Origin of the sequence: Hymenobacter sp. BRD67 (assembly GCF_013256425.1) — a bacterium.
Taxonomy (GTDB): Bacteria; Bacteroidota; Bacteroidia; order Cytophagales; family Hymenobacteraceae; genus Hymenobacter.
This window is the reverse complement of sequence record NZ_CP053904.1, coordinates 435,683-456,065: the sequence shown is the minus strand read 5'-3', so window position 1 is coordinate 456,065 and position 20,383 is coordinate 435,683. Positions and strand designations below refer to the sequence as shown.

Annotated in this window: 14 protein-coding genes, 1 other RNA gene and 1 pseudogene; 7 read left to right on the top strand and 9 right to left on the bottom strand. The window is 57.3% G+C overall.

Annotated elements, in window-relative coordinates; translation table 11 throughout:
* Positions 1–17 precede the first annotated feature (17 nt).
* Positions 18–389, bottom strand: a transfer-messenger RNA (tmRNA) gene (ssrA, locus tag GKZ67_RS02065).
* Positions 390–546: 157 nt separating this feature from the next.
* Between ssrA and GKZ67_RS02060 the strand changes: the two genes are divergently transcribed.
* The 3 genes from GKZ67_RS02060 (at position 547) to GKZ67_RS02050 (ending at position 6,728) form a co-directional block, all read left to right on the top strand.
* Positions 547–2,532, top strand: a complete 1,986-nt coding sequence (locus GKZ67_RS02060; protein WP_173240933.1) for a DNA polymerase III subunit gamma/tau — start codon at positions 547–549, stop codon at positions 2,530–2,532.
* Between the two features lie 37 nt (positions 2,533–2,569).
* A complete protein-coding gene (locus tag GKZ67_RS02055; RefSeq protein WP_173240932.1) occupies positions 2,570–4,087 on the top strand; it encodes a CapA family protein in 1,518 nt (505 codons plus the stop codon).
* 193 nt (positions 4,088–4,280) lie between these two features.
* The gene (locus tag GKZ67_RS02050; protein ID WP_173240931.1) at positions 4,281–6,728 is read left to right on the top strand and encodes a DUF3160 domain-containing protein; all 2,448 of its coding nucleotides are present in this window, start codon (positions 4,281–4,283) and stop codon (positions 6,726–6,728) included.
* 5 nt (positions 6,729–6,733) lie between these two features.
* Here GKZ67_RS02050 and GKZ67_RS02045 read toward each other — a convergent pair whose 3' ends face one another.
* From GKZ67_RS02045 to GKZ67_RS02035, 3 genes are all read right to left on the bottom strand, one after another.
* Positions 6,734–7,651, bottom strand: a complete 918-nt coding sequence (locus tag GKZ67_RS02045) for a 1,4-dihydroxy-2-naphthoate polyprenyltransferase (protein ID WP_173240930.1) — start codon at positions 7,649–7,651, stop codon at positions 6,734–6,736.
* Between the two features lie 167 nt (positions 7,652–7,818).
* Entirely contained in the window at positions 7,819–8,394 is a 576-nt protein-coding gene (locus GKZ67_RS02040) for a glutathione peroxidase (protein WP_173240929.1), read from the bottom strand.
* A gap of 57 nt (positions 8,395–8,451) precedes the next feature.
* Positions 8,452–10,626, bottom strand: a complete 2,175-nt coding sequence (locus GKZ67_RS02035; RefSeq protein ID WP_173240928.1) for a transglycosylase domain-containing protein — start codon at positions 10,624–10,626, stop codon at positions 8,452–8,454.
* Positions 10,627–10,985: 359 nt separating this feature from the next.
* Between GKZ67_RS02035 and purB the strand changes: the two are divergent.
* The 4 genes and pseudogenes from purB (at position 10,986) to GKZ67_RS02015 (ending at position 15,352) form a co-directional block, all read left to right on the top strand.
* A pseudogene (gene purB / locus GKZ67_RS02030) lies at positions 10,986–12,325 on the top strand (adenylosuccinate lyase).
* Between the two features lie 42 nt (positions 12,326–12,367).
* Positions 12,368–14,071 (top strand): hypothetical protein, encoded by a 1,704-nt coding sequence (locus GKZ67_RS02025; RefSeq protein ID WP_173240927.1) that lies wholly within the window; start codon positions 12,368–12,370, stop codon positions 14,069–14,071.
* Positions 14,072–14,246: 175 nt separating this feature from the next.
* Complete coding sequence (locus GKZ67_RS02020) at positions 14,247–14,531, top strand: hypothetical protein (protein WP_173240926.1); 285 nt, start codon at positions 14,247–14,249, stop codon at positions 14,529–14,531.
* Positions 14,501–15,352 (top strand): glycosyltransferase family 9 protein, encoded by an 852-nt coding sequence (locus GKZ67_RS02015; protein ID WP_173240925.1) that lies wholly within the window; start codon positions 14,501–14,503, stop codon positions 15,350–15,352. Before GKZ67_RS02020 ends, GKZ67_RS02015 begins: the two co-directional genes overlap by 31 nt.
* A gap of 114 nt (positions 15,353–15,466) precedes the next feature.
* On the opposite strand, the gene GKZ67_RS02010 is transcribed toward GKZ67_RS02015, so the two are convergent.
* From GKZ67_RS02010 to GKZ67_RS01990, 5 genes are all read right to left on the bottom strand, one after another.
* Positions 15,467–16,600, bottom strand: coding sequence for a glycosyltransferase (locus GKZ67_RS02010; RefSeq protein ID WP_173240924.1), 1,134 nt, complete (start codon positions 16,598–16,600; stop codon positions 15,467–15,469).
* Positions 16,597–17,547, bottom strand: coding sequence for a glycosyltransferase family 2 protein (locus GKZ67_RS02005; protein ID WP_173240923.1), 951 nt, complete (start codon positions 17,545–17,547; stop codon positions 16,597–16,599). The genes GKZ67_RS02010 and GKZ67_RS02005 overlap by 4 nt, the downstream gene beginning before the upstream one ends.
* 19 nt (positions 17,548–17,566) lie before the next feature.
* Positions 17,567–18,004 (bottom strand): DUF4199 domain-containing protein, encoded by a 438-nt coding sequence (locus GKZ67_RS02000; protein WP_254245009.1) that lies wholly within the window; start codon positions 18,002–18,004, stop codon positions 17,567–17,569.
* 114 nt (positions 18,005–18,118) lie between these two features.
* A complete protein-coding gene (locus tag GKZ67_RS01995) occupies positions 18,119–18,676 on the bottom strand; it encodes a DUF4199 domain-containing protein (protein WP_173240921.1) in 558 nt (185 codons plus the stop codon).
* 55 nt (positions 18,677–18,731) lie between these two features.
* A complete protein-coding gene (locus GKZ67_RS01990) occupies positions 18,732–20,303 on the bottom strand; it encodes a hypothetical protein (RefSeq protein ID WP_254245008.1) in 1,572 nt (523 codons plus the stop codon).
* Positions 20,304–20,383 lie beyond the last annotated feature (80 nt).

Below are 20,383 nucleotides of genomic sequence, written 5' to 3'. Positions count from 1 at the left end.
GCCGGAAGCGGGGGTTTCAGTGGAGCTGCAGGGATTCGAACCCTGGTCCAGACAAGGAAACTAACGTGCTTTCTACGTGCGTAGCTATGCTTGGATTTTCGAAGAACTTCAGGCGCATATCAGGCCCTTGAAATTCTCTTATCTGCAGTTGGGTTTCGCCTCCGAATCACAGCTCTTCGAAGGCTAGTTTCTACTTACGACGCTCCGTGCTCCCAGGTGTAAAAACTTACCCGGGCGGAACGATGGCGGTGCGTAGTTCTAAACTAGGCAGCCATGGCGTACGAATAGTCGCCGATTGTTGTTTGATAGATTTTTTAACGGGAGAGCTTCCATCAACTCCCGGCACGCTTACCCGCAGCTTGCGCAAGCTGTCAATTCCGGTCAGCCCCAAATTAGAAAGAACAAGGCCCGCCTCCCAAGAGAAGCGGGGCGTAAAGATACGCTGCTTGTAGCGTAAATGTTTTGGGATGATATTTTGTTCCGGTCAGGTGGCAAGCCCACGCTTACCCTACCCTGGCGGCTAGGTATCTTTGTGAAGTATCGCGTATGGAAAATTTTGTTGTTTCGGCCCGTAAGTATCGTCCGGCCACGTTCCGTAGCGTGGTGGGGCAGCAGCACGTCACTACCACCCTGCAAAACGCCATTCAGAGCCAGCACCTGGCGCAGGCTTTCCTGTTTTGCGGGCCGCGCGGCGTAGGCAAAACCACCTGCGCCCGCATTCTGGCCAAAACCATCAACTGCACCAACCTCACGCCCGAAGCTGAGGCCTGCGGACAGTGTACTTCGTGCGTGGCTTTTCAGGAAAATGCCTCGTTCAATGTGCACGAGCTGGATGCGGCATCGAATAACTCGGTCGAGGATATTCGCTCGCTGGTAGAGCAGGTGCGCTATGCCCCGCAGCAGGGTCGGTATAAAATCTATATTATCGACGAGGTGCACATGCTCTCGAATGCGGCCTTCAACGCCTTTTTGAAGACGCTGGAGGAGCCGCCGGGCTACGCCATCTTTATCCTGGCCACTACCGAGCGCCACAAGATTATCCCTACTATTCTCTCGCGCTGCCAGATATTCGACTTTAACCGGATTCGGGTCGAAGATATTCGGGAGCACCTGCGCTATGTGGCCACCAGTGAGGGCGTAACGGCCGACGACGACGCCCTGCACCTGCTGGCCCAGAAGGCCGACGGCGGGCTGCGCGACGCGCTGTCGATGTTTGACCAGCAGGTAACGTTTGCCGGCAACAACCTGACGTACAAAGAAGTAGTGCAAAACTTGCATATTCTGGACTACGAATACTATTTCCGATTGGTGGAAGCGCTGCTGCGCGAAAATCTGTCGGCCGCGCTGCTGCTGCTCGATTCGGTAATGCAGCAGGGCTTCGACCTGCACAACTTCGTGGTGGGCACGGCCGAGCACCTGCGCGGCCTGCTGGTGTGCAAAGACCCCGTAACGGTGCAGCTGCTGGAAGTGTCGGAAAATATCCGGCAGCAGTACGTGCGGCAGGCCCAGGCCGCGCCGCTGCCCTTCCTGCTGTCGGCCCTGAACCTGATAAGCCAGTGCGACCGCGAGTTTAAGCAGGCCAAGAATCAGCGCCTGCACGTCGAGCTGGCGCTCATGAAGCTGGCGTACCTCAACGGCGCCGTCCAGTTTGTGCGCGACCTGACGCCGGCCAACAACCAAAGGTCATCGCCTGATAACGGCGAGGCTAAAAAAAAAACTAGCAGCCTAAGCTCCGAGCCCATCGCCCCAAGCCCGGCGCCGCCGTCTGTTGCTGCGAACCGCGAGCCCGAAACCAATGCGCCCGCCGATGGCCCCGACCCGCTGCCGGTCGAAAACGGCGTAGCCGAGCTGCACGCCACCCCCAGCATCGAGCCAGCCCCGGCCGAGCCCGTGACCCTGCGCCACCAGGTGCGCGACACCCTGCCGCACGTCGAAACTGGCCGGCCAAGTATGCAGGGCCTGGAGCCCAACCACCGGCCCACTGATGTGCGCCCTACTACTATTCCGGTGCCCGCTGGCCCGTCTATTTCCAGGATACCTGGCCTGGCCGGTCTGCCCAATCGCCTGCCGGGCCTGCGCGATGTGGGTACGCCAGCCGCTCCGGCAGCCCGCCCGGCGGCCACAGTTGCTGAACCAACGCTAGCTACGCCTACCGGCCCGCTGCCGCCCATTGCCCCCGAGCTGCTGAGCAGTGTTTGGCAGCAGTTGGCCGATGAGCGCCGTGCCCAGGAAAGGATGAGCGACTATATGGTGCTCAATCGCGCCGTAGCGGCCGATGCGGGCCACGTTATCACGCTCACCGTGGATAACCCCGTGCAGGTGGTACAGTTCAACGAGTTCCGGGCCGAGTTTATGGCCGAGCTGCGGCGGCGCACCGGCCACCCCGGCCTCACGGTGCAGACGGAGGTTGCCACCGCCGCGCCCACCGGCCGCAAGCTCTATACCTCGAATGATAAGTTTGCCTACCTGGCCGAGAAGTATCCCGCCTTGCAGGAAATTAAGCAGCGGCTCGGGCTGGATGCGGATTTTTAATCTATTAGCAAATAGCACGTATCAGGTAATAGTACCTATGCTACTGTTGCTAGGGGGATGTCGGCCACAATTGGCTACTCCACTGTTGCGGGTGAGCATCGTGGGTGATGTACTGTTGGCCCGCACCGTACCGGCTGCGCTGGCCCGCGATAGTGCTGCTTTACGGCGCACTACCCAAGCGCTGTGGGCCAGCAGCTGTTACGTAGTTGGCAATCTGGAATGCCCCCTCACTGACTCCGCTTGGCCAGCGAGCAAAGCGTTTGTATTTCAGGGCCAGCCGCGCTGGGCTGCTTGGCTGCGCAGCCTAGGGCTTACTCACCTTTCGCTAGCTAATAACCACACCCTCGACCAACATCTGCCTGGCCTGAGCGCCACGGCCCGCGCCGGGAAGGTGGCGCAGTTGGGAATGCTTGGCTACCAGCCCGACTCGCTGGCGGGCTGCCTGCCTACGGTGCTGGGAGCCGATAGCAGCGTAGTAATCTTTGCCTACTCAGCCTTGACACAGCAAATTGCTGGCGAAGGCTGCGTATGTGGCCACGACTTTGCCACTCTCTGCGAGCGGGTGGCGACTTACAAAACGCTGTTTCCTGAGCGAGCAGTGCTGGTATATCTGCACTGGGGCACTGAGTACGCTGCTCAGCCCAGCACTGAGCAGCGTCAACAGGCCCACGACCTCGTCGACGCGGGCGCGGCGGCTGTGATAGGTGCGCACCCCCACGTGGTGCAACCGGTAGAGTTTTATCGGGGCCGACCCATTGTATATAGTCTGGGCAACTTTCTGTTTGACCGGCGCGGCTCAGCTACTGAGCTGGCCACACAGGTCGATTTTGACCTGCACAATGGTTGGGTCAACGCCACGTATCTACGGCCTCTGCGCTTGGCCGGAGCGGTGCCGCAGCTCGCTACCGATGCATCAACTGCTCAGGCCCTAGTCCGGCGTCTCAACCCTAGCGATACCAGCGCCTCTTTTATCGCCACCAATGCGGCCGGTTGGCAGGCGCGTCCCACCGTGCCGGCTACGGCGACCGACTCACTACCCGCCTATCTTGTAAAGCACCTCACGCTGACCGGGCCGAGTGGCAGGCGCACCACTGTGCGCCTGCATTATTTACCTCATATGCGCCAATACCAAGTACGCGCACGCTCCGGCGATGCCGAAACGGTATTGTCACTAGGTTTTCCGGTGTACCGGTTTGCGCAAGGCGATGTGGATAACGATGGTCAGCCCGATTTGCTCGTCGGACCGGTGAAGCGCACGCCGCTCGATGGCGTGGTGCGACGGCGGCTATTCGTGTATAGCCTCGACAGCAGTGGGCAGTTGCACCCACGCTGGCGCGGGTCACGACTGATGTTCGATATCGTTTTTTTTAAAGCTGTATATACGCACGGCCTCACTTATGTGCAAACTATTGAGCAGGAAACAGCTGGTCGCTATTGCATTGGGAACTATCATTGGCAAGGGTTTGGACTGGTACTCGATAAATTTCTGGCGCGGCGACTGTCGCGGACGGCAGTATATCGGGCCTTTGTGCAACCAAGCGGTCCAACACGTTAGTTAATATATAAATTGCCATATGAATCGCAGACCTCTATTCGTGGCGCTGAGTGTACTGGCGCTGGTGTCAGCCGCCTTGAGCATTTATTGGTGGCAGCGTTCGGCTGCGCTGCCTACCCCAGTTGGCCAAAAAACCCCGGCCATTGTTGCAACGCCTGGGGCAAGGCAGTCAATAGCACCCGTCTTTTCTGATATGATGCAGGATAACGGGTTTGGAGAGTTGATACCAGTGCAACTGACCGAGAATAAAGCCCGGTTGACTACCCTGTACCGTAGTCCCGAGATTAAAGAATTTTATGAAACCGGGGAAGGCTACAATGAATTTGCCACCACCGAGGGAGGACATCATGCCACTCCGCCTCCACTTGACTTCAACCAGAACCTGGCCGGCAAGTCATACCTCGACCTGCTTTTATTGCGCAATGAGTTGTACGCTCGCAATGGCTACTGCTTTATGAACAGTACAGTACGCAACTATTTTGACCAGCGCAAATGGTATCGACCGGTGTGGGACACCAACGCAAAATTTATAGGTGAGGTCTACAGCCCGCAGCCAATACCAGTCCCGCTGAATAAGCAGGAAGCAGCTTTTGCCAAAAGAATTCACGCCCAGGAGCTGGTGTTGCTGGAGCACAGAGTAACCTCGCAGGCCGGCTACCCGATGATAGGCATCGACTTTGTGGTAAACCAACGGGAATATCCCCTGACACCGGCCTGGCGGGCGGCGCTAGTCCGTCAAAACTTTGCCATCGTGCCCACCCGAGAGGAGCAGTTATTCTACCTCTACGACCAGAATGAGTACACCTATACGCCCAACTTCGTCACTACCGACCTGCTCCTACAACTGCTGCACAAGTACCTGAATGGCATTCTGAGCGATGTGGAGGAAGAGCGCCTCGCCCCCATCGTAGCCCAAATGCTGAGCCAAGGCACTATCCAGGCCCAAGCCCTAGCCAGCCAGTGCCAGAATCCACAGGCCCGCGACGCTGCCGAGTGGGCTACTGCTTACTACGCTATCAGCCGCAATCTGCTCACCGGCAGTGTACAGCCGGTAACTGGAGCCTACGCCGGGCAGGTAGCCAGCGAGGTAGCGCTCGGCACGGCGGCTCAGGATAAAAGCTCGTTGTTTTTGCAGGATTCGCTGTTCCAGTATCAGGCCATGAAGCCGCGCGGCATGTACACCCGCAACGACACCACACGGCGTTACTTCCGCACGGTGAAATGGTTGAACACAGCCCCGGTTTTTCTCGATTCGGATGCCGGGCTGCTGCACGCTGCGGCCCTAGCTAAAGCATTGGCTGCTAGCCCGCAGGCGACCCAGGGCTTTACCGAACTCACCCACGTGCTCGATGTATTGGTGGGTGATGAGGACAACCGCTCGCTCACCCACCTGCTGCACTTGCTCAAAACCGATTACGCTGGGCAAACGCTCGACCAGTTGGCCACGCCCACCACACTGGCTCGACTGCGCCATCAGCTGGTGGCCGCCGGTACCGACCGCATTCGCCCGAAAGGCGCTACTTCAAAAGCAGTTACGGCCCTGGCGCGGCCCACACTATTATTCACGGCCGGGCGCTACACGTTTGACGGAGAAATATTGTCGCGGCTCACAGAGGTGCTGAAGCCTAACCCCAAGCGGCCTTTTCCTAAAGGGCTGGATGCCTTTGCCGCCTTCGGCAACCACACGGCGGAAGACATCTTGTTGAATCAATTTAAGGAAGCTACCGCTTGGCCAGCTTATCCCGACACGTTACGAGCGGTGCAGAAACGCTTTGCCCGCGACCGCAACTGGGACCAGAACCTGTATACCAAAACCATGCAGTTATTGCTGAGCCTGAACGCGCCCTCGGCCGACCCTACGCCACCGTTATTTACCCGTACGCCGGCCTGGCAGCGGCGTAATCTCAGCACTGCTCTTGGCGGCTGGACCGAGCTGAAGCACGACTTACTGCTGTATTCAGAGCAGCCGATGGGAGCAGAAATGGGTGGCGGCGGTGGCGGCCCACCCCCACCCCACCACCTTGGGTATGTCGAGCCTACTATACCCTTCTGGGAAAATGCGCTGGCGCTGCTCGATTTCCAGGCTCAGGCCCTGCACCGCTTGCACGCCAATACGCCCCACCTAGACAGCCTGAACAAAGACCTGCGTAAGCTGACGGCCAAGCTGTACCGCTTGGCCAGCAAGGAGGTCGCGCACCAAGCGCTAAGCCTAGAGGAAATGAAAGACCTTTCGCATATTGGTGGCGAAGTGGAAAGTTTAACGCTGCGCACCCTAAAGCTCAATGGAGGTGACCCGTTACCCGAGCGCGAGCGCCGTGTGGCACTTGCCGCCGATGTATACGCCTATAACAGCGATGTGCTGGAAGAGGCCGTTGGCGCGGCTGATGCACTATATGTAGTAGTCGAAGTCAACGGCACCCCCGTGCTGATGCGGGGTGCGGTATTCAGCTACTACGAGTTTGTAAGTACCAAGCGTTATACCGATGAGGAGTGGCAGGCGCAGTTAGCCAAATCGCCACCTCCCCGCCCTATTTGGCTCCACGACTTAATCGTGCCCGTGCCTGCCCTGAACAAGAATAGCCTCAAAAGTGAGAAGGGCAGTGTTGGAATAGGCTTTGGACTACCCGCTAACAGCGAGTAGTTCCTCTACAGCACCTGCCCCAAGCCAAACAGTACCGTAAACACGAGCGTACTCAAGGCCATTTGCTTAAGCAACGGGTCGAGGTGCTGCGATTCCTGTCGGCTCCACACCTGAAGACCGTTGAAGACAAAAAGTGGCAGGCTCACTATGAAGAGCCACTGCCAGGGCGAGTGATAGGTAAGTGCCACGTACAATACCGCGCAAGCTACGCCCAGTAGCAATAGCAGCCAGTGGTAGCGGCGCGCGTGCTGCGGTCCCAGCCGCACGGGCACCGTAATTTTACCAGCCAGCTTATCCGAAGCGATATCGCGGATATTATTGACATTCAGCACGGCCGTAGCAAAGCAGCCCAGGGCAGCCGCTGGTAGCAGCACGGCCAGCGGCAGCGACTGCGCCACCTCATGCTTCCACGAATAGGCTTGCAGGAAGTAGGTGCCGCACACCCCCACGATACCGAAGAATATAAAAACCGATATATCGCCCAGGCCGGCGTAGCCGTAGGGGCGCGCGCCCGCCGTGTAGTTGACCGCCGCCCAGATAGCCGCCAGCCCCAGCACAAAAAACGCCAGCAGTACCCACGCCCCGGCCAAACCCAGCGCCAGCAGCAGCAGCGCTACCCCACTTACCAGCGCTGCCGCGCCAAAGCCCCACATGGCCCGCTTCATTTCGGCTGGCGTGATAGCCCCGCTCTGCACGGCCCGCAGCGGGCCCTGGCGGTGCACGCTGTCGGCTCCGTTCTGCGAGTCGCCGTAGTCGTTGGCAAGGTTGCTAAGTATCTGAAGCAGGATGGTAGTAAAGGCCGCCAGCGCTACTACGGGGCCATTAAACTGCCCGGTTGCCTTGGCCAGAAAGCCTCCCGTAAGAATACTGGCCAAGGCCAAGGGGAGGGTGCGCGGACGAAATGCAGAAATCCAGGGAGACATGCAGAAATAGTTAATTACCAAAGAGCTATTTCAACCCCAAACAGAATGTCATGCTGAACGAAGCGAAGCAGCTCGACCGAATCGTTGGGTTATTAACCTTAACGGCGCGAGCGGGATGCTTCCTTTCGTTCAGCATGACGTTTTGTTTGGGGCGAAGTCTACGCAATCTACTTCGTGATAGCCGCCACCAGCTCGTCGCTCAGGGGCTTCACCTTGGAAGGGTAGAAGGCTACTACATGGCCTTTCTCATCGACCAGGTACTTGCAGAAGTTCCAGGTAGGCACGTCACTCACAGCGCCGTTCTTCTCCTTGTCGGCCAAAAACTTATAGAGCGGCGTAGCATCGTCGCCTTTCACCGGAACGGTGGAGAAGAGCGGAAAGGTTACGCCGTAGTTCTTCTCGCAGAAAGCCGATACCTCCTCATTCGAAGCCAGCTCCTGGTTAAAGCTATTGGAAGGGAAGCCCAGTACCGTCACCTTGCCCGCGTACTTTTTCGACAGCTCTTCCAGCTCCTTATACTGAGGTGTGAAGCCGCACTTGGAAGCGGTATTCACAATGAGGATTTTCTTGCCTTTATACTTGCTCAGCTTCACTTCTTTACCGTCGATAGTCTTCACGGTGAAGTCGTACACAGTGCCGGGAGCAGCGGCAGTTTCAGCGGGATGCGTAGGCATGGGCTGGTGGGTGGTGAACGCCAGGCTGAGCATGGCAGCGGCAGCCAGGGCAGGTACGGTAATTTTCATGATGAAGTCAGCAATTGTGATGTGAAAGCGACTGATAACCAATAGCCGGACTAAATGTTAAAAAGAAGCTGACTTGCTAAGGCCGGGTGCCGGGCGCCGGGGCCGAGCTACTGCCGGGGCTGCCGGGGCGGGCTGTGCCCCGGTATTCAGCAAGTCAACCAGGTTGAGGGGAGCCAGCTCGGCTGTATCGCCGGGCTGCACGGTGCGCACCGTATCGCGAATGGCCCGCACAATATATTTATTGGCCGGCCCTTTCAGGCTCACTGAATAGCTCAGGTTGTCGCGCTGGCTGGCCGTAATCAGGTTTTTATTCTGCATGATGTCGGCAATGAAGCGGAAATACCAGCGCGTGGTGCCCCGCAGCTCGCCGTACACATTAAACGATTCCTTATAATATTTGGGCTTGGGAATAATGCTGGCCAAGTAGATGCACTCGCCCAGATTCAGCTCGCTGGGGCGCTTGGCGTAATAAAACAGCGCGGCTTCCCGAATACCATATACGCCGCGCTTACCGCTGGGCCAGCGATAGGCCGTGGGCCCCCACTCCACAATATTGAGGTAAATCTCAAACATGCGTTCCTTGGTGAGCGTGTGCGTGCGGTCGACGAGCCAGTTTTCAATCAGCCATACCATGAGCATTTCCTCCGCCTTGCGGCCCACGGTTTTTTCACGGCTCAGAAATACGTTCTTCACTAGCTGCATACTCAGCGTGCTGCCGCCGCGGGCAAAGCGCTTCTCCTTAATATCCTCGATGGCCGCATTCACGAAGGCTTTTTCCATGAAGCCGTGGTGCCGGAAAAACTGCGGGTCTTCGGTGGTCTGGATAACGGCCGGCATGAAAGGTGAGACTTCGGCAAACGGCGTGAAGTCGGGGTTACTCGGCCCGACCATAAACGTGCGCAGCGAGTCGCCCCGGTCGTTGTAGGCCGTAAAGGGAAACTCTCCTTCCAGCATGCGTAAATCTTCGGCCCCGAAGTGCGTGATACTAAAATCCTTGCTGGGCTGCAGCGACGAGTCGAGGTGCAGGCTGTCGACGCGCGCCATATCCACGTCAGCTTTGAGGTGATACGCCAGCGTGCCGGTGCCGGCCGTGCCGGTCACGACATCAAACATGCCTTCGGGCAGTGAGTTGAAGAAGGCGTTGGTGGGCGTGGGGTCCGAATCTACCTTAATCTTAACGGCCAGCCGGGGCTTGAGGCGCACCGCGATTTCGGGGTGAAACACCAGCTGATTGAGCACGGCCCGCGTGCCGGGGTCGAGCGAGAACGTACCCCGCCCCATCGTAGCCACAAAATCGAGCTGCCCTTGGTGCACCACGATATCTTCGGAAGACAAGCGCTTGTGGAAAAAGCTGAAATTGCGGGCAGCTACCGAGCCATGCACGGTTAGCTGGCCGCCGGTCTTCTCATCGGTGGTAAACTCTTTGCCCGTCAATTGCACCCGCACGGTATCGAACGACACCAGGGCCCCGAAGCGCTGGGCCACGTAAGGCACCTGCACCGAGCCATTGACCCCAAACAGCCGCAGGTTCATAGCGTAGTCGCTGGGGTCGATGGTCCCGCTCACGCCCAGCTCGTTCACTACCTCATCCACGCTGGCCGTGAGCCGGCCCTGCACCTGCCCGTCGTCGATAGTAAGGCGCGGCATGGTTAGCTGCACCCGGTGGTCGGGGCTGTTGTAGCTCACCACAAACTGGGTAAAGTCGGCCGCTCCCGGCACATTACCAAAGCCCGCATCAAGCACCTGATTGAGCAGCAAGCCGTAATTAGTACCGTGTACCGTATCGCGCGATACCGGCACAGGGCCTTTTTTCTTTAGCAGAAACGAGAAATTATTCCCTCCTCGCGCATCCTTGTGCGCCGTCAGGTGCGCCCGCTCAATCTGCAAGTCGCTAAATACCGGCCGCCCGGCAAAAAGCGACCGTAAGCTCAGGCTGACTTGCAGGCGCTGGGCGGTGAGCAGTGTGTCGCCGACTGCCGCCGGTCCGGCCGCGGCGGTCGGCACCAGGCGCATGCCCCCGATTTCTACTGTTTTGAGGTTCGTAAAATGCGCGGGGCCCAGGGTGAGCACTACCGGATACTTCTGCTCAATCCGGGTTTTGACCTTGCCCAGGGCGTAGTTCAGCAGCTGCTGGCGCTTCCATAGAAACACGCCGAGCGCTAGCAGCAGCAGCACTACCAGGCCGGCCAGGCCGTAAAGAATTCGTTTTTTGGCAACAACTGATAGAGGCATCAGCGCAAAGGTAGGATTTGTGCTCGGGCTTTTAGTGCGTAGTGACCTGCCTTATTCAAGCGAAAATGACAGCTGCCGCTTCCTGACGGGCTTGCCTGGCAGCTAACTACGCCAGCTACTTTCTCTGATGCCAGGCATTTTGCTACCAGGACATTTATATATATTATAATATACCTTTCTTTTTTTTGCAGAGAGTGCTAGCTGCTGCTTGCCGAGAACTACCACTCGCGGACTTGGTGCAGCGGTCCTATTCGGAATAGTGCTTACACTGCAGTAGCCGGTAAGCAATACTGCTGCTCATAGCGCCAATACTTGCGCGAAAAGCTACGTCCGGCCACTGCCGGGCCTACTTTTGCACTATGCTTTCGCCCCTCACTGCTCTCTCTCCGCTCGATGGCCGCTACCAGCGCCAAACGGCTACCCTCAGTCCTTATTTTTCGGAGCTGGCGCTGATGCGCTACCGCGTTCGCATCGAGGTAGAGTATTTCATTGCCCTCTGCGAGCTGCCGCTGCCCCAGCTGGCAGCCGTGCCCACCAGCGTGTTTCCGGCCCTGCGCAGCCTCTACGAGCAGTTTGCCGAAGCACAGGCGCAAGCAATCAAGGCCCATGAGGCGGTTACCAACCACGATGTAAAAGCCGTGGAATACTACCTGCGCGATGAGTTTACTAAGCTGAGCCTGGGCAGCTATCTGGAGTTTATCCATTTCGGCCTGACCTCGCAGGATGTCAACAACACGGCCATTCCGCTCAGCTTGCTGGATGCCATGCAGGAGGTGCTGCTGCCCCGCTTTGGGCAGGTGCGCACGCAGCTGGCCGCTCTGGCCGATGGCTGGGCCGCCGTGCCTATGCTGGCCCGTACCCACGGCCAACCGGCCTCCCCTACCCGCCTGGGTAAAGAGCTGGCGGTGTTTGTAGCCCGGCTCGACGGGCAGCTGGCCTTGCTGAGCCAAGTGCCCTACGCGGCCAAGTTTGGGGGGCCACCGGCGGCTTCAACGCGCATTTTGTGGCCTACCCGGCCATCGACTGGCACACTTTTGCCCAGGGGTTTGTGGAAAATACGCTGGGGCTGCACCGCACCTTCCCCACCACCCAGATTGAGCCCTACGACAACCTGGCCGCCTTTTGCGACGGCTGGAAGCGCCTCAATACCATCCTCATCGACCTGTGCCGCGATGTGTGGCAGTATATCTCGCTTGGCTATTTTAAGCAGACGCTGAAAGCCGGCGAAGTCGGCTCATCGGCCATGCCGCACAAGGTCAATCCCATCGACTTTGAGAATGCCGAAGGCAACCTGGGCATTGCTAACGCCCTACTTGAGCACTTTGCCGCCAAGCTGCCCATCTCCCGCCTGCAGCGCGACCTCACCGACTCCACGGTGCTGCGCAACCTGGGCGTGCCGCTGGGCCACCTGCTCATCGCGCTCGGGGCCATTGCCCGCGGACTGGGTAAGCTGGCCCTCGACGAAAGCGCCCTGGCCCGCGACCTCGATGCCAACTGGGCCGTGCTGGCCGAACCTATCCAGACCATCCTGCGCCGCGAAAACTACCCCGACCCGTACAATGCGCTCAAGCAGCTTACCCGTACCGGCGGCGCTATTTCGGCCGCTACCATAGCCGACTTTGTAGAAGAGCTGGACGTGCCCGAACGCGTGAAAGCCGAGCTACGGGCGCTGACGCCCGGCGGCTACGTGGGCGAGTAGGGCGGAAAACAGGCATTTCTTCATCTTGCTTTATTATACAAAATGGCATTTTTTACTCAACGGCTAGTAGCTTGCTATGCTAGAATTTTCTGTTTGCTACTTACCAGCTGTTGGTCAGTTCAGGCCCAAAATTGGGAGGCAGCTACCTCTCTGCCTACCGCAGCAGGAGGAACCTCATCAGTCAATAATATATTAGCAGATGGCAGTGGTGGCTACGTAATAAGTGGCTCCTTCACCGGTACTATTACCTTAGGGAGTTTCATACTTACCAGCAAAGGCAATCAGGATTTATTTGTGGCCCGACTCAGCAGTCTGGGTTCCTATTCGCAGGCTGTCAGCTTTGGTGGCATCGGCACTGAGGCTGGTGGCTCATTGGTGCTTGATGCGACTGGGTCGGTTATCATAGCCGGTAGCTTTGATAGCCCAACTATTAATTTCGGCACTAGCACCCTGACGAAGATTAGTGCTTCGGGTACGAATAGCGACCTCTTTATCGCCCGTCTCAACTTGGCTGGCCAGTGGACGCAAGCGGCGCTGGCCGGTGGCCCCGGCGAAATGTCAGTAACTGGTATCGCCCTCGACCCTACTGGTACCACAGTAGTAGTAGGGTCATTTACTGGCGGTAATGCTACTTTTGGCAGCCTTACAGTGCAAAGTGATTCTTACGGCGGCGCGTTCTTTGTGGCACGCCTAAGCAGCACCGGCTCCTGGACGCAGGCGCTTACAGCTAACGGTGACGTACCCAATAGTGCGAGTGGAGTGGCGGTCGATGCAAACGGCAGTGCCTGGGTGTATGGCACCTGCCTTAGTGGAGGTACCCTTACGTTTGGAAGTTTTACACTGACTACTGCTACGGGCATGGCTGTATTCGTTGCCCGTCTGAATCGCACAGGTACCTGGGTGCAATTAAGCAAAGCAACCAGCGCCTCAAGTGTTATTTACTCAGCAGATATTGCGCTTGATAAGTCTGGCAACGCCGTCGTCATAGGAAATTTTCGTGGTGCTGATGTCAATTTTGGCACTACTTCTTTGACTTATAATGGACTTCGTAACAGCCAAAGTTCCGACAATCTATTTGTGGCCCGCCTCACGGGCGGAGGCAGTTGGACGCAGGCAGTCCAAGCAACGGGCAGCAATTATCATTCGGCTAGCAGTTTGGCTCTCGATGCTAACGGCAACGTACTACTCACTGGCACGTTTAGAAGTCCTAGCATCACTTTCGGCGCCACCACCCTCACCAATAGTAACTCTAACCCAGGAGCTACGCTGACAGACGATATTTTTTTGGCTCGCTTAACTATGGCTGGCACCTGGGCATCGGCGATTCAGGCTGGCGGCATGGGCAACGATTTTCCATCATCTGTACTTGTTGATGGCTCCTCGGCAATAATAGCCGGTAATTTCCAACAAAATGCTGCCTTTGGCGCGCTTACCATCTCAACGCCAGCTACTTCTACCGGCTTTATAGCGCGTACGGGCAACATATTAAGTTCTTCCCAACCAAACGCTATTCCCAGTATCTGTTTTCTCGCCCCTAACCCGGCCACCGCTGCCAGCATGCTCACATTATCGGCTATGGCTGCTCCCTGCCCGATACAACTGCTCGACGCGCTAGGCCGTGAAGTACGCAGCTTCGTCCTTCCCGCACACGCTACCACCTTGTTACTCGACCTAGCAGGCCTGCCCGCAGGTATATACGTGGTGCGTTATGGACTGACTAACACTCGCCTAGAAATAAAACAATAATTTAATTATAAAAATTTAAATATTATTTTATTTCTATAAAAGCAATAAATGTTCTCAGCAATCACTACGCTCGCCGCCCGGTAATTTCTACTACTGGCGCTTGCAAGCCCTTTAGTATCGAGTCTGGGTAAGTTGTACCCTATTTTTGTTTTCTTCATTTTCGGCCGTATTTCCTTTGCTGCACACGCTTCACGATATCCCAGTTTGCCCCGACTGCCGCCATTTTCGCGGCGACCTGCCCTGCCGCCCTAATAAAGAGCACGGCTACCTGTGCGGCGACTGCCCCGTGTATGCGCCCGTTAGCAAGCGGATTCTGCTTATCAAGCTCGGGCTATTGGCGATGTCATTCGGACTACGCCGCTTCTGCGGCGGCTACGGCAAGAATATCCCGGCTGCTATATTACCTGGCTTACGCTTACGCCGGCTATTTTGCCGCAGCAGGAAATCGAGGAGATTTTGAAGTTCGACTATGCCAGCTCGCTGCACCTGCAGGCCCGGCGCTTCGATGTTGCCATCAACCTCGACAAAGAAAAAGAGGCCGCCGCACTGCTGCTGAATGTGCAGGCCGAAACCAAGTTTGGCTACACCCTCCGGCCCTACGACGGCGTGCCCTGGCCCATCAACGAGCTGGCCGACCACAAGTACCTCACCGGTGTGTTCGACCAGCTCAGTCTGGGCAATACTAAGCCCTACGTGCAGGAGATATTTGAGCTCTGCGGCTTCGATTTTCGGGGCGAGGAGTACGTGTTCGATACCCACGACGACAAAGGCTACGATTGGTCGGCCCTCCTACCGGCCAGTGCCGGCCCGCGCATTGGCCTCAATACCGGCTGCGGCGACCGCTGGACTACCCGCCTCTGGAGTACCGAAAAGTGGATTCAGCTCATCCATAAGCTGCAAGCAGCCGGCTACGCGCCGGTGCTGCTGGGCGGCGAAGCCGAGCACCCGCGCAACCTGGAGCTGCAGGCAGCTACCGGCGCGGCTTACCTGGGCACCTTCCCCCTGCCCCGTTTTATCAACCTCATGAACCAGATGGCTGGCATCGTGACGCAGGTAACAATGGGGATGCACATCAGCATTGCGCTGCGCAAGCCGACCATCCTGATGAATAATATCTTCAACCCCCACGAATTTGACCTCTACGGCCGCGGCCAAATCGTAGGCCCCAATAAGCAATGTGTATGCTTCTACCGCGGCACCTGCCGCCTGGGCACCAGCTGCATGGAAGACCTGCCGGCTGAGAAAGTATTTCAGGCCGTAGCGGAAAGCGTGCCGCAGTAGCGCGGACTTTCGAACACAACGGGCATATAGCGCAATTTTCCAGCTGGTGTAGGGCTTGGGCGGCAGCCCGCCGGTACAGCAACTTGGAAACCACGCTAAAAGAGGTAGCCCGGACTACAAAGTGCGGGCTACCTCTTTTAGCGCCGCTACCATCACCTCCCACGAGAATTTCTTAGCTTCCTGCCGCACGCCCGCCGCAAAGGCTTCTTCCCGGTCATTTTCATAAAAATCGACCAAGGCATCGGCAATGGCGCTGGGCGTAGGCGGCACCACATAGCCTACCACGCCGGCCGGAATTAATTCGGCCAGCCCACCCACATCGGTCACCAGCATGGGCCGGCCAAAGTGGTAGGCCACCTGCGACACCCCGCTCTGCGTGGCATTTTTGTAGGGCTGCATGACCATATCGGCGGCGCAGAAATAATTGGCCACGCGTTCATTCGGAATAAAGTCGGTGGCCCGCACCAGTCGGTTTTCCAGTCCGTATTGCTGAATAATTGCCTCGTACGGTGCAGCCTCCTCGTAAAACTCGCCGGCAATAATGAGCTTCACCGGCAAGGCGGCCACTCGCGCATTGGCCAGCGCTTCGAGCAGAATGTCCAGCCCCTTATAGGCCCTGATAAAGCCAAAAAACAAGATATACGTAAACTCTGTGGCTAGTCCCAATGCCTTCACTGCTTCGGCCTTTGGCTTGGGCGGCCCAAAGTTGTCGTAGAGCGGGTGCGGCCGGTACAGCGCCGGCTTGCTGCCAAAACCCAGCCGCTGCAAATCGGCCAGTACACTGCGGCTCATGGTCACGAAACCATCGCAGGCACTCAGAAAATAGCGCGTCAGCGGGCCATCGCCCGGCCGCTTTTCGTGCGGAATCACGTTGTCGGTAATCGCCACTACGCAGGTGTGGCCGTTGCCGCGCACCAGCCGCGCCACCGTTCCCAGTGCTGGCCCCATAAACGGCAGCCAAAATCGAAATACTACCAAATCGGGACGCTCGCGCCGTAGCCGCCGCCCCACCGCCAGCCACGAAAGCGGGTTCACCGAGTTCAGGCTGACTTCAATCGCCAAGTCAGTCGGCCCTGTTTCAGTGCTGAGCTGCGTTTGACCCGGAAACAGAAAATCGGGGTATTGCAGTGAAAACGTGACAATTCGCACCTCATCGCCGGCTTGCTTAAATGCCCGCGCGAGCCGCTCATTGTACGTCGCCAGTCCGCCGCGCAGCGGATAGGCCGGGCCGATAATCACAACTTTCATCGTAGCGTTTCGCGCACCAGGTAATCGTTGCGACGGGGGCCATTCAGCTGCACCATCTCGGCTAGGAAACCAGCTAAAAACAGCTGTACCCCAATAATTACGGCCACCAGCGACAGAAAAAACAGCGGCTGCTCGGTTACGTTGCGCGCGCGCAGGTTGTGCAGCGACAGCCACACTTTCTCGCCCGTCAGCCACAGCGTCAGCAGCATTCCCACAAAGAACGAAAGCGAGCCCAGGGTACCAAAAAAGTGCATGGGCCGCCGCCGAAACCGGCTCACGAACGTAATGCTGGCTAAATCGAGAAAACCATATATAAAGCGCTCCAGGCCAAACTTAGTCACGCCATACTTGCGCTCCTGGTGCTGCACCACCTTTTCGCCAATTTTGCGAAAGCCGTTCCACTTGGCTATCACCGGAATGTAGCGGTGCATTTCGCCATACACTTCAATGGCCTTCACCACGCGCTGGTCATAGGCCTTTAGCCCACAGTTGAAATCGTGCAGCTGAATGCCCGAAATAGCCCGCGTCGCGCCGTTAAACAGCTTAGTCGGAATGGTTTTCGAGAGCGGGTCAAACCGCTTTTGCTTCCAGCCGCTCACCAGGTCGTAGTGGTCCTCGGTAATCATGCGGTACAGCTCGGGCAGCTCCTCGGGCGAGTCCTGCAGGTCGGCGTCCATGGTGCACACCACCCGGCCGCGTGCGGCCTCAAACCCCACATTGAGCGCCGCCGACTTACCATAGTTGCGATTGAAGCGGATACCGCGCAGCGCCATATCCTGGCCGGCCAGCGTCTCAATCACCGTCCACGAGTCGTCGGTCGAGCCGTCGTCGATAAGAATAACTTCGTACGAAAGCCCCCGTGCGGTGAGCACGCGCGCAATCCAGCGCGTAAGCTCGGGCAGCGACTCGGCCTCATTAAGCAGAGGAATAACGATGGATAGTTCCACCGGAAAGCTAACAGCTGGCTTATTCAAATTCGGGTTTCGGGTTTTTGGTGATAGCAGCTATCACCAACGAGATAAGTAAGCCAAACAGTACTGAAACCACCAAGCCGATTATCAGCATAATAGGCCCCGAAGAGAACTTACTGGCCATTGCCATTGCCTGGTCTATCTGCGCATCACTCATAGTACCAGCGGCTTCCATTTTGGCACGGGCTGCCTCAACAGTTCGGGTGGTTATATCCGGGTCAATAATTGTCCGATAAACATAGTTAAAAACCGATGTTAGCGCGCCGCTTACCACCGATAGCAGCACGCCAATACCTACTCCCTGCCCATAAGACATAAAGCCCCCGTTGAGCTGCTTAAACGCTTTGTGCGCCAGGTATACTCCGGTAATTGGAATGACAAGACTAAGCCAACTTACTGGTTGATTAGACTCCTGGCCGGTAGCAAACGTCACAAACAGGTAAATAATAGATACCAGACCTGTTAGCAAGCCATAGCGTAGCGCTACTGAGGAGGTAGAAGCGGAAGGAGTAGCCGTTTGCATAGAAAAGAGGAAAAAGTTGATGACTCACTTGCGCAAAAATAATCCACTTGGCACTCCGCCCAGCATCCCCAGAATTAATACATAGGTAAATGTTCCGCGGGCCAGCGTAGCTACCGATATTGACGCAGCCTGCCGCAGTTCATCCTGCTCAAACTGTTGGTTGCGCTTCTCCTTTGCCCGCATTTCCTGCTGCACCCGTACTATCTCTATCTGCTCAGCCCGATTGCGCGCCAGCGCCGGCTCGCCCGCCCCATGCGCCAGGCTCCACATGCTGGCCGCAGCAATCGTAGCCGCCAGGAGTACCGTCAGTCCACCTACTGCCAGCGACCGGCCTACACCCGGCTTTTCGGGCGCGAGCTTGCGACGCAACACCCATTGGCTACCAGCAGCGAACATAGGCACCAGCAGCTCGCCCAGTAGCTGCTTAGGCCCTAAGGCATTGTTGCCGGATAGCTGTAAAAACAAGAGCCAGCTGGCGCACGCTATACCAGCCCCTACCCCGAAGCGCAGCGCCAGGCGCCGGACCAATCCCGCAGCATCAGTAGCGGCTTCGTTTCTGCTTATCAAATCTTCTGGCTGCATATACTACAAATCGACCCGCAAGATACAACTCGCTGTACGGGCTACCTGCTTTAAGCTAGGCCACTGCTACCTTGGCCGCCCGTGGTCGCCCAAAGCGCAACAGGAGTCCTTCCGCCAATAAAGCAGCCAGCACCAGTAGCAGACAGTAGTGCCACAAAGGCCGGCTCATCTGCTCGGCGCGATAACGAGCTAAGACTTCGGGCTTTGCTCCATCCTCCAGCACATGTACGTTTGGATGGGTAGAACCAAGCAGCTGGCGGAGCTCAGCGGCTGAGTAAGGCGCAAGTTCCGACTCCCGCTTGGCGGCATTAAAAGCCAACGTCGTAACAGATTGTCCATTCTTCCTTAGCTCATAAAAGCCCGGCGCATGCAAGCCAGCCGGCACTTCTAAGTGCAGTTGCCCACCCTGTATGCGCTGTGCCGGAATATACGTGAGGCTGTCATGCACCAGGCGGTAGCTCGTTTCGTCGCTACCAGCGCCGGTTGGCGAAGGCGGCACTGTCAGCGCCACTGCCGGCGTACTAAGCCGATAGGCTGGCTGTTGGTCGCTATGATAGCTAAGCATCGCGAGCCGATACAGCACCGGTACAAAGAGCGAGTGCGCAGGAAAGTCGGAGTACTCTTTTGCAAATGGTGCTGCGAATACATAAGTCCGGCCTGCTCCATTGCCAAATTCGGTTAGGTAGCCCTCACCGTCGCGTAGTCGCAGGATATCGGTGCCTGCCCGCCCTATTTGTAGCACCGGCGCCACCTGAGGCATCGCCACATTCCGGGGCTGCGCTCCAAATACATCTCTGAAAAATGGGTCGTGTGGACTGGGCATAGCGACCTCCTGCCGTACTGGTACACCCACAGCCGGAGCTTCCCACTGCTCACCCCCTACTCCTAATACCTTAAACAGCTCATGGTAAGTACTATGCGCCGCTACATCAGCTGGTGGCACTATCACCACGCTTCCGCCCCGGTGCACTACGTTCAACAGCGCCTCCCGCAAGCCGGCATCCAGCTGAGGCACTTCGCGCAGTAGCACCAGATTGGCCCGCCGCATATCCTCAAAATTTAGTTTCTGCGGCTTGGCGAATGTATAAGTAAACAGCGGCTCCGCGGCATAAGCCTGCTGAGTAGCTGCCTCCTGTCCTATCTCCAGTATTCGAATAGCGGCTGCCGGCTGTACGGTAAAGTAATAAATATTGTCAAAACTCACCGAAGCATCCCCCGTTATCACCTGCCCCAGCGCTAGCTTAGTATCCGCTAGCTGAACCTGCGCCGTAGTCTCGCTAGCCTGCCCGGCTGCTACTGTTACCCGGAAGGCAGCGACCTGCCGTGTACCCAGCAGCACCTTCACAGGGCAGTCGGTTACTGGCGCTGCTCCGCCATTGCGTAGTCGTATGTGCAAGCCAATAGCCGTACCGGTCCGCACAAAAGCATCATTCAGCCACACGCTGTCGACATAAATATTGCCGGCTGGCTGGGCCACCTGCGGCACGAGCACAACCTCCCCCTGATGTCGTATATGCTGCCAGATAGCCGGTCCAGCCTCGTTTTTTTGAAAATCGCTAAATAAATAGAGCGGGCCTTGCTGCTCATCCTGTAAGGCATCGCGCACCTTTGCAGCACCCCAGCTCACTGGGCTATTCGTCGCCTGTTGAGTAAGTGCCAATAGATAAGCTGCTTCGCTCAAACTGCCCCCTTGCTGTCCTAGCAGCC

Bases quoted from the DNA above. Each gene is read 5' to 3' on its own strand.
- GKZ67_RS02010 (WP_173240924.1), bottom strand. From the start codon at position 16,600: ATGAAAGTTGTGATTATCGGCCCGGCCTATCCGCTGCGCGGCGGACTG.
- GKZ67_RS02050 (WP_173240931.1), top strand. From the start codon at position 4,281: ATGATGCAGGATAACGGGTTTGGAGAGTTGATACCAGTGCAACTGACC.
- GKZ67_RS02060 (WP_173240933.1), top strand. From the start codon at position 547: ATGGAAAATTTTGTTGTTTCGGCCCGTAAGTATCGTCCGGCCACGTTC.
- GKZ67_RS02045 (WP_173240930.1), bottom strand. From the start codon at position 7,651: ATGTCTCCCTGGATTTCTGCATTTCGTCCGCGCACCCTCCCCTTGGCC.
- GKZ67_RS01995 (WP_173240921.1), bottom strand. From the start codon at position 18,676: ATGCAGCCAGAAGATTTGATAAGCAGAAACGAAGCCGCTACTGATGCT.
- GKZ67_RS02040 (WP_173240929.1), bottom strand. From the start codon at position 8,394: ATGAAAATTACCGTACCTGCCCTGGCTGCCGCTGCCATGCTCAGCCTG.
- GKZ67_RS02025 (WP_173240927.1), top strand. From the start codon at position 12,368: ATGGCATTTTTTACTCAACGGCTAGTAGCTTGCTATGCTAGAATTTTC.
- GKZ67_RS02055 (WP_173240932.1), top strand. From the start codon at position 2,570: ATGCTACTGTTGCTAGGGGGATGTCGGCCACAATTGGCTACTCCACTG.
- GKZ67_RS02035 (WP_173240928.1), bottom strand. From the start codon at position 10,626: ATGCCTCTATCAGTTGTTGCCAAAAAACGAATTCTTTACGGCCTGGCC.